This is a genomic window from Bacillus sp. GW823-FHT06A11 (genome assembly GCF_058795355.1).
This window is the reverse complement of sequence record NZ_JBXAHS010000001.1, coordinates 1,385,165-1,396,930: the sequence shown is the minus strand read 5'-3', so window position 1 is coordinate 1,396,930 and position 11,766 is coordinate 1,385,165. Positions and strand designations below refer to the sequence as shown.

The following is an 11,766-nucleotide window of genomic DNA, read 5'->3' as shown; positions in this document are numbered from 1 at the left end:
AAAAGTAACTGATTTGGTGGAGGAATTCGAATGAAAAAGAAAATTGCAGAATATGAAGTTGGTGAACAAGTCGATGTTTTCTTGTTAATTAAAACAGCGACAAAAGGTCTAGCAAGTAATGGAAAGCCATTTTTAACAGTAATCTTACAAGATCCAAGTGGAGATATTGAAGCGAAGCTATGGGACGTATCACCAGAAGTTGAGAAACAATATGTAGCAGAAACAATCGTTAAAGTAGCTGGTGATATTTTAAACTACAAAGGACGTATTCAATTACGTGTGAAACAAATCCGTGTTGCGAATGAAAATGAAGTAACAGACATCTCGGATTTCGTAGAAAAAGCACCAGTGAAAAAAGAAGATATGGTTGAGAAAATTACACAATACATATTTGAAATGAGAAATCCGAACATTCAACGTCTAACAAGACATTTGTTAAATAAGCATCAAAACGAATTTTTAGAATATCCAGCAGCGACAAAGAACCATCACGAGTTCGTATCTGGACTAGCTTATCACGTCGTATCGATGCTAGATTTAGCGAAAGCTATTTCAAATCTATACCCATCATTAGATAAAGACTTACTATATGCAGGCGTTATTTTACATGACCTTGGTAAAGTAATTGAACTATCTGGCCCGATTTCTACAACGTATACGTTAGAAGGAAATTTACTAGGCCACATTTCTATCATGGTGAACGAAATCGGTAAAGCAGCAGACGAATTGCAAATCGATGCAGAAGAAGTATTAATTCTTCAACACATCGTCCTTTCTCATCACGGAAAAGCGGAATGGGGTAGCCCAAAACCACCATTAGTAAAAGAAGCAGAAATTCTGCATTACATCGATAACTTAGATGCAAAAATGAACATGATGGACCGCGCATTAGGACGCACAAAACCAGGCGAATACACAGAGCGTGTCTTCGCACTTGATAATCGTTCGTTCTATAAACCGACGTTCCATAATTAATAGTGTGAATAAAGTGGCCTTATTAAGTTTTAAAAGCTTAGTGAGGCTGTTTTCTTTATTAAAAATTAAATGAAATAGTTAAGAAGTACGCATGGGGTTAACGAAGAACGATTAAAACATATCTCACCACTAGAATGGGAGCATATCAACTTTAATATGGCAGATACTTAGAATCGCTTCAGCCTGTATAACAGGCCTAAAAATAAGAGTTGAAACTTGTTTAGCATCTATTTTTGTTAAAAGGTGGGAGAATTGTGCTATGATGTGGGCAAAATATAAAACTATCTAAAGGAGGGATTTACATGCCGCATATTGTGTTTCGTGGAATTACTACTGAACAATTAAAACACATAAGCAAGCCATTAGTAGAAGAGCTCGCAGAGATTTGTGAGTGTGGTACGGATAATTTTACGTTGGAACTACCAAGTTCTACGTATGTATTCAATGGAGAAGAAATAGAAGCGTTTCCTCTTATTGAAGTGAAATGGTTCGAGCGTGGACAGGAAATTCGTAATCGATTTGCCAAGGCCATTACTACATATGTAATGGATTTTGGACTTCCAGAAGTAGAGGTTGTATTTACGGTTTTCACAGAATCAGCGTATTATATTAACGGGAAGCATTGTGCAAGTTAGAGCTATTATAAATGTTTTTGTAACATTTATCCCGCATTAACGGGCAGTAAGACCCCCACCTCAAAATTCAGCGGAAGCAAAGAAGTTAGGTGGGGGATCAACTGTCCGTAAAAGCCCGATTGGTTCAACTAATAATCAGTGGGGGATGAACAAAACCCCCACTGATTAAAGTTTCACTTTATAAGGGATAGAACCACATCGCTATCAAGCTAACTAGACAAAATATCCTCTAAAAAGAAAAAGGCGTTATTCTTTCTGAGAAATCATAGGAAAGGATAACGCCTTTATATCAATTTTAATATAATCGATTCACTTCTTTATAAAAAGTTTGGTTATTTTATTGAAGCTTATTCCACAAACACACCCGTTTGTTCACTTTTTTACTGTTTGAAAGCCATACTTTTTATATTGATTCATTTATTGGAAAAACCGAAAGTTTTAAACTCTCTCTATTACATATTTATTTTTGGAAAAATAGCCTAACTCCAAATACTAATAATACTGTGCCAGTAATACCCTCTATTGTACGGTTCACCTTTTCTTTTCTTAAAAAAGTTCTTAATTGACGTATTAGAGAGATATAAAGTAAATACCATATTGCTGTCAAAGTCGTAAATGTGAATCCCAACAAAAGAAATTGGAAGAAATGACTTTGATTACTCACAATAAATTGGGGTAGAAAACTAAGGAAAAATACAGCCGTTTTTGGGTTTAAGATTGCCGTGGTAAATCCTTGTCTAAAACTTTTAACCGTTCCAATATCCTTAGAGTTTATTTCCACTGAACCTGACATATCTTCTTTTTTAGAAAAGGCACTTTTAATTGACTTTACAGCTAAATAAATTAAATAAAATGCCCCAGCATATTTTATTAATGTAAATAGCATAGCAAATTTCATTAAGATAGCAGAGAGTCCTAGTGTAGCCATTATTGTATGAATCATCATTCCAGATACCGTTCCTAAGACGGTCTTTATCCCACCATTTCTACCATGAGAGATAGTGTTTTTTGTAACTAAAGCAAAACCGGGACCAGGCATCATTATAATAAGGAGTGCTGTAAGGATAAATAGCATATAATTTTCCATGTTCTGGTATTTCCTTTCTGATTTTTAGTTTCGCTTATAGTATAGCTTTTTTCCTTAAAACATTAAATATAAAAAGTGTGATCAGGATAGTATCATAAACTTTCAAGGAGTTGTAATTGAATTATAGAGGGCTTCACTTGAATAATGTTCTTCTGTAAATGAGCGTTTTAATAGAATGTCAATTACGTAAATAATCAGATTTTACACCCTAAATGTTATTTAACAAAAAAAATCTCGAATTCGAGATTTTTCTCTTGCTTTTCAATCACTTGAGGTGTAAAGTGATAGTAACGAAAGCGATTGAGTCATATGAAAAACATACACTCAGTTGTTTTCGATTAAAAAACAAAGTAACTTATACAGTAAAAACTAAGATGAATTTACAAAAACATAATTAAGAATAAATTGAAAAGCTAAAAACCATATTAGTTGTGGGAAATGTTATTTTTTTAGTTATCACTTGACTAGTAAAACGAAACGGAGGAATAACCAATGTATGAAATTAAAGGGCATCATCACATTTCAATGGTTACGAAAAATGCAAATGAAAATAATCACTTTTATAAAAACGTGCTTGGCTTACGTCGTGTGAAAATGACAGTAAACCAAGATGATCCGTCAATGTACCACCTATTTTATGGGGATAAAACAGGAAGTCCAGGTACGGAATTATCATTTTTTGAAATTCCTTTAGTAGGAAGAACATATCGTGGTACAAATGCAATTACTCGAATTGGATTGCTCGTTCCTTCAGAGGATAGCTTACATTACTGGAAAGAACGATTTGAGAAATTTGATGTGAAACATAGTGAAATAACAACATATGCAAATCGTCCTGCTTTGCAATTTGAGGATGCTGAAGGTCTTCGCTTAGTATTACTCGTTTCAAACGGAGAAAAAGTAGAGCACTGGGAAACTTGGGAGAAATCAGAAGTTCCTGCAGAGCATCAAATTCAAGGAATGGGTTCTGTGGAAATGACAGTTCGTAGACTTGATAAAATGTCGAGTACACTTACAGAGATGTTTGGTTATACAGAGGTTAGCCGAAATGATCAAGAAGCAATTTTCCAGTCCATTAAAGGAGAGGCTTTTGGAGAAATCGTTGTGAAATATTTAGATGGTCCTACTGAAAAACCGGGCCGAGGGAGCATTCACCATTTAGCAATTCGCGTGAAAAACGATGCAGAGCTTGCTTATTGGGAAGAACAGGTGAAACAAAGAGGCTTCCATTCTTCAGGAATCATCGACCGTTTCTACTTTAAAAGCTTATATTTCCGTGAATCAAACGGAATCCTTTTTGAAATTGCGACAGATGGACCAGGATTTACAGTTGATGGAGATGTGGAACATTTAGGAGAAAAACTTGATTTACCACCGTTCTTAGAAGATCAGCGTGCAGAGATTGAAGCGAATTTAGCACCTATTGAAGAGAAGTAATAGGAGAGAAAATATAAATTAAAAAACATTGGAGGAATATAAAATGAACCAATTAAAAGGAATTCACCACGTTACAGCGATTACAAGTAGTGCAGAAAAGAACTATGAGTTTTTCACTCACGTTTTAGGAATGCGTTTAGTTAAGAAAACAGTAAACCAAGATGATATTCAAACGTACCATTTATTCTTTGCAGATGATAAAGGTAGTGCAGGAACAGATATGACATTCTTTGATTTCCCAGGTGTTCCGAAAGGTGTACACGGTACAAATGAAATTTCAAAAACTTCATTCCGTGTTCCGACTGATGCAGCATTAGAGTATTGGGTGAAACGCTTTGACCGTCTTGAAGTAGAACATACAGGAATTAAAGAGCAATTTGGTAAGAAAACTCTTTCTTTCGTTGACTTTGATGACCAACAATATCAATTAATCTCAGATGAACTTGATAAAGGAATCGAATCAGGTACACCGTGGCAAAACGGGCCAGTACCATTAGAATATGCAATCACTGGTTTAGGACCTGTATTTATCCGTATTGCAAACTTTAGCTTCTTCAAAGAAGTGTTAGAAAAAGTTCTATTATTTAAAGAGGTTGCGCAAGAAGGGGAATTCTATTTATTTGAAGTGAACAAAGGCGGAAACGGTGCATCTGTTATTGTAGAACATAATACAGTTCTTCCTGAAGCACAACAAGGTTTTGGTACAGTGCACCATGCGGCATTCCGCGTAGAAGATCGCGCTGTATTAGAAGAATGGATTGAGAGAATCAGTAGCGTAGGACTTCCTTCATCTGGATATGTAAACCGTCACTTCTTCGAATCATTATATGCAAGAGTTGCACCACAAATTTTATTTGAATTCGCAACAGATGGCCCAGGATTTATGGGAGATGAGCCATACGAAACACTTGGTGAAAAATTATCTTTACCTCCATTCCTAGAGCCAAAACGTGAAGAAATTGAAAAATTAGTTCGTCCAATTGATACAGTGAGAAGTACGAAGGAATTTATTAAAGAGTAAAAATAGAGATAGTAAGTAGGAGAGCAAGTAGTTTTAGCGGAGTGCTGGAACTGCTTGCTTTTTTATTTATCCTAGTAAGTTTTCTGACAATTGTTTCTCAAGTTGTTAAAAAGGAAAACTTTGGTATAATTAATCAAAATATTAAATTTTCTGATAATTATTTTTCAATGCATAGAAAAGGAGTGGTAATATACAATTTTGATAATTGTATAAAAATACTAATTTTGTAAGTTTGAGAAAAGGAGATGCGAGTGTATGGGAGCAGATGTAGTAACGCGGGAGCAAATGAAACATTCTTTAGATGATTGGTATCGTGTAATGTTACAGCAAAACATAGAGAAGGCCACGGAAATGAAAGAGGAGATTGAAAGTAAGATTAGTGGGTTGGACGTGGATCAGGATGTATTGCTTTATCATGCGTTGTTGAATTTTAGATATGATGCATTAGTTGATTGGATTTCAGTTAGAGAAGATAGTTTTGATAAAGTGGAATCTTTCGAAATTCCAACAGAAGGTGTTCTAGCTTATTACTATCACTTTTTTAAAGGGTTTCATTGCACATTAATTTCAAATTATAATGAAGCGAAAGAACAGTATGAGCAAGCTGAGAAGTTATTGAAATATATTGCCGATCCGATAGAACATGCGGAGTTTAATTATCGGATGGGGAATTTCTATTATCAAAAATATGACCAAGTTCATGCAATAGATTACTTGAATAGGGCAAAAGCAGCATTTTTACAATATCCAGGCTATGAAATAAAAGTAGGATTATGTGAAAATGCTTTTGGACTATGTTGTGTAGACATAGATCACTATGAATTAGCGGAAGAAAACTTTAATTCTGCTATGGAAGTATTGCAAAAAGCAGATCAAAAAAAATATATGCTAATGGTTCGGCATAATTTAGCTTGGCTTTATGCTAGTCAAAATCTTTCAGAATTAGCGATTCGTCATATATCTGAGGTGACCAAAAATTACCCAGAACACTTTAAAGCCTTGTTTGTAGAAGCACATGAACATTACAAATTAGGACAATATAATTTAGCGAATCCAATTGTTGAAAAAGGTTTAAATATTTGTGTTGATTTAGGAGAAAAAGAATTTCAACATCGGTTTAAAATTTTGAAAGAACTCAATGGAAAATCTTCAGTATCAATTATTGAAGATGTAATTTTAGAAGGACTTTCTTATTTTGAGAGAGAAAGATTATGGGATTGTATTCAAGAATACACTGAAATTTTAGCACTGAAATTTTATGAATTTGATGATCATGTTAAGGCAAGTAAATATTTTTATATGAATAATAAGGCTCAAAAAAATATATTGGAAAAGGGAGCGTTAAAATAATGAAGAAATTTCGTTTGGCTATTGTTGGGACTGCATTAGTAGGGGTATTATCAATTGGGTTCAATAGTTCTTTTACAAATCAAGCTGTAAATATAGGAGACACAGGAGGAGCACCAGCAAGACCAGACTACGTTAATATAGGAGACACAGGAGGGGCACCAGCAAGACCAGACTACGTTAACATTGGAGACACAGGAGGAGCACCAGCAGATAATAGAGGCGACGGCGGAGTAAGCCAACTATAATAACAAAGAAAGGGACTTCAACATGAAGTCCCTTTTTCTATTTTCAGGTCATGTAGAGAAAAGAATTGACTTACTTTAAATATGTAACTATAATGGTTACAGAATAACCATTAGTAACAGAAATGAGTTATATTTTTTTAGTATAATTGTAACTGTTTTAGTTACAATTAAAAAGAGAACATAAAATAACCAAAAAATGTAAAAACTTTAAATAACAACAAGAGGAAGGAGACGGGAACTTTGAAACGGTTTAAGTTTTATTTGATTAGCGGTATTGTGCTTGTTGTGCTTATCGTATGTAACTTCGTTGATAAGCCGATTGCGAAGGTTGAAGAAGTGAAAGATACTGTTATGATGAAGCTGAATACGAAAGAGAGTATGGCGCAAATTGATGGGCAGACGATTTATTTTAAGCAAATTGGTGAGGGAAAACCGCCGTTACTCATGTTGCATGGGTTTGGTGGTTCTTCTGATGGGTTTAGTGATATTTATCCGGAACTAGCGCGAGACCATACGATTATTGCGGTTGATATTTTAGGGTTTGGGCGTTCTTCTAAGCCAGTTGATTTTCAGTATTCGTTTCCTGCGCAAGTGAATTTATATTATAAGTTAATGAAGAAGCTCGGATACGATCAGTTTGCGGTGCTTGGCCATTCGATGGGCGGAGAGATGTCCCTCAATTTAGCGTATTTATATCCGGATGCAGTAACGCATCTCATCTTGGCGGATGCTACAGGGATAGAGTCTTTCCAGCAAAAAGAAAGTTATGAAGTACCACCGCTATCGACGGACTTACAAACTGTAACCGAGATTACGAAGTATAATAAAAATGAAGTGAAAAATAGTCGTGATGATAAAGAGCATTATGATCAGCTTACGAAAATGAGAGAGCGCCGCATCGCGATGGAAGCCGATAAGATTAAGGTGCCGACTTTAATTATATGGGGACGACACGATAAGAGCGTTTCTTGGAAAAATGGTGAACTGTATCATGGGCTATTTGCAAATAGTACGTTTCATATTATTGAAAAAGGATACCACGCACCGTTTCGTCAGGAACCAATTGAGTTTATGGAATATGTACAAGCATTTTTCGCGAAGCATCCACAATAAAATTTTAGGTATAAATCCACTTCTTTCCTCATAGAGTGAAACTAATAAGGCTTGTCTAAGGAAAGGAATGAAGTGATTTGGAAACTTTACCATGGTGGGTGTATCTTGTAATTGTCGGGATTGTACTAAGTGGCTACATGGTTTTATATACTTCGAAAAAAGAGCAAGATATGGATAATGAGTTTATTGAAAAAGAAGGCGAAGTATATATGAAGCGTTTAGAAGAAGAGCGTGAGAAACGTAATCAGGAAAGTGATAAAGATTCGGTATTGCTTTAATAGAAATTTTGAAAGGTTACCACCTAGTAGGATTTTACATCTCGGTGGTAGCTTTTTTTCTTCTGCGGGAGCAGTATATGTTCATCAAGCTAAGGTTATATTAGTTTAATTTTACATGTATAAGAGAGTCATCATAAACTTTTATTGATGGTATTTATATATTTTTTTACTCATAAGAATGGAACTAGTGGGGATTTTACTGGGGGGGATTAACAATGCATAGGGATGAAACTTCATTACATCCGGATACAGGTGTTACATCTGTAATGTTTGTTGAGCGTTCATTAAATGAAATTCGTTTTTGGTCTAGAATCATGAAGGAGCATTCTTTTTTTCTTCGTTTAGGATTTAGGTGCGAGGATACTCAACTAATCGAAGAGGCGAATCAATTTTATCGATTGTTTGAACATATTGAACAAATAGCGCATTCCTATACAAATGAAACAGATCCTGAGCAAATAAAAAGATTTAATGCAGAAGTACAACAAGCCGCAACTAATATTTGGGGATTTAAAAGAAAAATTTTAGGATTAATTCTCACATGTAAATTGCCAGGACAAAATAACTTTCCACTTTTAGTTGACCATACAAGTAGGGAAGCTGATTATTTTAGAAAACGTTTAATACAATTAAATGAAGGTAAATTAGATGCGCTTCCTGATGCTATTATTAAAGAAAATGTTTTCTTTTTACGGATTATGGCAGACCATGCTAAATTTATTGGCCATCTTCTTGATCCATCGGAAAGAAAGCTTGTAGATACAGCGCGGAATTTTAGCAATGATTTTGATGAATTGATGTATCAAGCAATTGACTTAGAATCTATGAAACCACAATCCCAAACAGCCCCTCTTTTAGATCAATTTTTAGATCAAAATCGTGTGTCGGTTGCATCTCTTCGGGATTTTAAGAAAACAGCACGTGATTTAATTGAGCAATGTAAAATAAAGAGTATCATTCATCCCTTATTAGCAGACCATGTTTTCCGTGAAGCTGATAGATTTCTTGAAATCATTGATATGTTTGATGTTCATCTTACAAATATTCAATCACAACCTAGATATTAGAAGATAAGGAAAGATAGTATTTTACTTTCGGTTGAGAAGTTAACAATTTATTGTTAGCTTCTTTTCATTGTTGTTAAAATTTTCTTTTCGTTTAGTAAATTTCCTTTTAAAGACTACATAAATCCCTTTGATCGAATATGTAATTCTTTGTAAAACGATATATATATATATATATATTGAAAGATTATGAATATACAGGAAATCTATGGATAGTAGATTTTAATAAATTATTCGGGGGGAATTTATTAGTTAAGTATATTAACTTGTTTGCACTACATTTTACAAATAAAGGGGTATTAGTAATCATGAAAGCAAAGAAATTAGTAAGTTTAGCATTACCAGTTATGTTATTGAGTGGTTGTATTACAATTGAAACTGATGGTAAGAAAGCTGAACCAAAGAAAGAAGAAACGCAAAAGGTAGAGAAAGAGAATAAGACTTCTGAAAAAGAGAGTAAGTCAACTGATGGCAAGAAAGAGGATAGCTTGTCTGTAGCGAAAGGTGAAGGTACAAACAGTAGTTCATCAAGTAGTCAACCAAATTCTTCTTCAAATAATTCAACTTCTTCTAGTTCTTCAACTGGTAAGGTAACTGGTTCAGATGTTGAAAGGTACAAGGCAGATATCATAAATAGTGCTACTCAAATTGAAGATACAATGAAATTAATTGAAGGAATAGCAGATTCAGACGTAAAATCATACAAACAAAAGAAAAGTGAAGTACAACTGAGTTTAGGTGGAGCAAAGGCAACTGCAACGAAACTGAAGAATCTACAAGCGCCTCCTGAGTTACAGGGAGAACAGGCGAAGATAAAGCAGTCGATGGAACTATATGCGGATTGTTTTCAACTTCTATTTGATGCATTAGATCAAGAAGACGAAAGTAAAATGCATCAATCAGTAAGTAAAGCACAAGAAGGTTCAAAACTGTTTGAAGAAGCAGCGAAGAGTATTGGTAGTAAAACCAACTAAAAATAAAGTATTTAAAGGGGTATTTGTAAGTGCAGTTGGTGCAAGTGAAGAGTTAGGAATTAGTTATGGAAACACATTACAAATTTATCAAATGGACGATAATGTTCGTATTCGATATGTAAAACAATAAATAATTGGTGAAAAACTCTGTAATAAATTTTACAGGGTTTTTTATTAGTTTTAATTTAATTTCTTCATTATCTTTCCAGACGCTGTCCATACTAGTATAAGTTGAGAAATGAACAAAACGATAATGATAGGAAGATAATGTAACTACATAGTAACTGTAACCATCCAAAGCCCAATTCATACACTATGATGGAGGCTTTTTACTTACTAATCGGATGAAAAAGGAGTGTAATCATGAAGAAACGTACTGTTAATGAAGCGGGAGGGAATGTGCCACAACCAATCCGCAGCGACGGAGCAGGTGCGATTGATTCTGGACCTCGTAATGTTATGCGGGATATTCAAAATCCGAATATGCTTGTTCCGCCTATAACGGATGCAGGGTTAGTTCCTAACTTGAAGTTTTCATTTTCGGACACTTCTATGATTTTGAAACAAGGCGGGTGGTCTCGGGAGATTACTGCTCGGGAACTACCGGTTTCGACGACGATTGCGGGAGTAAATATGAGTTTAACGGCCGGTGGAGTACGAGAACTACATTGGCATAAAGAAGCGGAATGGGCGTATATGCTTTTAGGACGGGCGCGCATAACGGCTGTTGATCAAAATGGACGGAATTTTATTGCTGATGTTGGACCAGGTGATCTTTGGTATTTTCCGCCTGGTATTCCGCATTCCATTCAAGGATTGGAACATTGTGAATTTCTACTCGTTTTCGATGATGGGCATTTTTCTGATTTATCTACTTTAGCTATTTCCGATTGGTTTGCGCATACGCCAAAAGAAGTGTTGTCGGCTAATTTCGGAGTGCCTGAGAGTGCTTTTCGTTCTATCCCTTCAGATCAAGTTTATATTTATCAAGGAGAGGTGCCAGGTTCGCTTGAAAGTCAGGAAATTCAATCGCCGAAAGGAGAAGTTCTTTTAACATTTAAACATGAATTGTTAAAACAAAAGCCGATTAAGACGCCTGGTGGTAGCGTTCGAATTGTAGATTCTACAAATTTCCCTATTTCCAAAACAATCGCAGCAGCGCTCGTTGAGGTTGAGCCTGGTGGAATGAGAGAACTTCATTGGCACCCGAATAATGATGAATGGCAATATTATTTGACAGGGGAAGCGAGAATGACTGTGTTTCTTGGAAATGGTACCGCTCGTACATTTGATTATAGAGCTGGCGATGTCGGATATGTACCGTTTGCGACGGGGCATTATATTCAAAATACAGGTACCGAAACATTATGGTTTTTAGAGATGTTCAGAAGTAATCGTTTTGAAGATGTATCGTTAAATCAATGGATGGCACTGACTCCTAAAGAAATAGTGGAGAGTAATATACATGTTGGCCCGCAAGTAATGGATTCCCTGCGTAAGGAGAAGAGGCCTGTTGTGAAATATCCGGGGTTTTCATATAGTCCGAAAAATGATGAGTAAAAATGAAAATTTGCGTTATTCTTTCTG

The 11,766-nt window shown here is 35.2% G+C and carries 13 protein-coding genes; 12 read left to right on the top strand and 1 reads right to left on the bottom strand.

Annotation, left to right across the window (positions count from 1 at the left end; genetic code table 11):
* Positions 1-30 precede the first annotated feature (30 nt).
* A complete protein-coding gene (yhaM, locus tag AC1Q8L_RS07010) occupies positions 31-975 on the top strand; it encodes a 3'-5' exoribonuclease YhaM (protein WP_000726652.1) in 945 nt (314 codons plus the stop codon).
* A gap of 302 nt (positions 976-1,277) precedes the next feature.
* On the top strand, positions 1,278-1,610 hold the full coding sequence (locus AC1Q8L_RS07005; protein ID WP_001120260.1) for a DUF1904 family protein: 333 nt from the start codon (positions 1,278-1,280) through the stop codon (positions 1,608-1,610).
* A 460-nt stretch (positions 1,611-2,070) separates the two neighbouring features.
* Here the strand turns inward: AC1Q8L_RS07005 and AC1Q8L_RS07000 are convergent, their stop codons facing one another.
* Positions 2,071-2,697: a LysE family translocator gene (locus AC1Q8L_RS07000; RefSeq protein WP_000433006.1), complete on the bottom strand. Its 627-nt coding sequence runs from the start codon at positions 2,695-2,697 to the stop codon at positions 2,071-2,073.
* Between the two features lie 492 nt (positions 2,698-3,189).
* Here AC1Q8L_RS07000 and AC1Q8L_RS06995 point away from each other — a divergent pair, with 492 nt between their 5' ends.
* From AC1Q8L_RS06995 to AC1Q8L_RS06950, 10 genes are all read left to right on the top strand, one after another.
* A complete protein-coding gene (locus tag AC1Q8L_RS06995) occupies positions 3,190-4,134 on the top strand; it encodes a ring-cleaving dioxygenase (protein ID WP_000272974.1) in 945 nt (314 codons plus the stop codon).
* Positions 4,135-4,177: 43 nt separating this feature from the next.
* Positions 4,178-5,155 (top strand): ring-cleaving dioxygenase, encoded by a 978-nt coding sequence (locus AC1Q8L_RS06990; RefSeq protein ID WP_001072581.1) that lies wholly within the window; start codon positions 4,178-4,180, stop codon positions 5,153-5,155.
* Positions 5,156-5,410: 255 nt separating this feature from the next.
* Complete coding sequence (locus tag AC1Q8L_RS06985; RefSeq protein WP_000500591.1) at positions 5,411-6,505, top strand: response regulator aspartate phosphatase; 1,095 nt, start codon at positions 5,411-5,413, stop codon at positions 6,503-6,505.
* Positions 6,505-6,750 carry a Phr family secreted Rap phosphatase inhibitor gene (locus AC1Q8L_RS06980; protein WP_000714518.1) on the top strand — a complete coding sequence of 82 codons (246 nt, stop codon included), beginning with the start codon at positions 6,505-6,507 and terminating at the stop codon, positions 6,748-6,750. The genes AC1Q8L_RS06985 and AC1Q8L_RS06980 overlap by 1 nt, the downstream gene beginning before the upstream one ends.
* A 240-nt stretch (positions 6,751-6,990) precedes the next feature.
* A complete protein-coding gene (locus AC1Q8L_RS06975) occupies positions 6,991-7,863 on the top strand; it encodes an alpha/beta fold hydrolase (RefSeq protein WP_071713735.1) in 873 nt (290 codons plus the stop codon).
* 77 nt (positions 7,864-7,940) lie between these two features.
* The gene (locus AC1Q8L_RS06970) at positions 7,941-8,141 is read left to right on the top strand and encodes a sporulation YhaL family protein (RefSeq protein ID WP_000449225.1); all 201 of its coding nucleotides are present in this window, start codon (positions 7,941-7,943) and stop codon (positions 8,139-8,141) included.
* A 215-nt stretch (positions 8,142-8,356) separates the two neighbouring features.
* Entirely contained in the window at positions 8,357-9,208 is an 852-nt protein-coding gene (locus AC1Q8L_RS06965) for a DUF2935 domain-containing protein (RefSeq protein WP_000554478.1), read from the top strand.
* 305 nt (positions 9,209-9,513) lie between these two features.
* On the top strand, positions 9,514-10,179 hold the full coding sequence (locus AC1Q8L_RS06960; RefSeq protein WP_072939785.1) for a DUF7018 domain-containing (lipo)protein: 666 nt from the start codon (positions 9,514-9,516) through the stop codon (positions 10,177-10,179).
* Complete coding sequence (locus AC1Q8L_RS06955; protein ID WP_000260576.1) at positions 10,160-10,309, top strand: hypothetical protein; 150 nt, start codon at positions 10,160-10,162, stop codon at positions 10,307-10,309. Before AC1Q8L_RS06960 ends, AC1Q8L_RS06955 begins: the two co-directional genes overlap by 20 nt.
* Before the next feature lie 233 nt (positions 10,310-10,542).
* Entirely contained in the window at positions 10,543-11,739 is a 1,197-nt protein-coding gene (locus AC1Q8L_RS06950) for an oxalate decarboxylase family bicupin (RefSeq protein WP_086387069.1), read from the top strand.
* The last annotated feature ends 27 nt before the right edge of the window (positions 11,740-11,766 follow it).

Bases quoted from the DNA above. Each gene is read 5' to 3' on its own strand.
- AC1Q8L_RS07005 (WP_001120260.1), top strand. From the start codon at position 1,278: ATGCCGCATATTGTGTTTCGTGGAATTACTACTGAACAATTAAAACAC.
- AC1Q8L_RS07000 (WP_000433006.1), bottom strand. From the start codon at position 2,697: ATGGAAAATTATATGCTATTTATCCTTACAGCACTCCTTATTATAATG.
- AC1Q8L_RS06965 (WP_000554478.1), top strand. From the start codon at position 8,357: ATGCATAGGGATGAAACTTCATTACATCCGGATACAGGTGTTACATCT.
- AC1Q8L_RS06950 (WP_086387069.1), top strand. From the start codon at position 10,543: ATGAAGAAACGTACTGTTAATGAAGCGGGAGGGAATGTGCCACAACCA.
- AC1Q8L_RS06960 (WP_072939785.1), top strand. From the start codon at position 9,514: ATGAAAGCAAAGAAATTAGTAAGTTTAGCATTACCAGTTATGTTATTG.
- AC1Q8L_RS06995 (WP_000272974.1), top strand. From the start codon at position 3,190: ATGTATGAAATTAAAGGGCATCATCACATTTCAATGGTTACGAAAAAT.
- AC1Q8L_RS06980 (WP_000714518.1), top strand. From the start codon at position 6,505: ATGAAGAAATTTCGTTTGGCTATTGTTGGGACTGCATTAGTAGGGGTA.
- yhaM (WP_000726652.1), top strand. From the start codon at position 31: ATGAAAAAGAAAATTGCAGAATATGAAGTTGGTGAACAAGTCGATGTT.
- AC1Q8L_RS06985 (WP_000500591.1), top strand. From the start codon at position 5,411: ATGGGAGCAGATGTAGTAACGCGGGAGCAAATGAAACATTCTTTAGAT.
- AC1Q8L_RS06990 (WP_001072581.1), top strand. From the start codon at position 4,178: ATGAACCAATTAAAAGGAATTCACCACGTTACAGCGATTACAAGTAGT.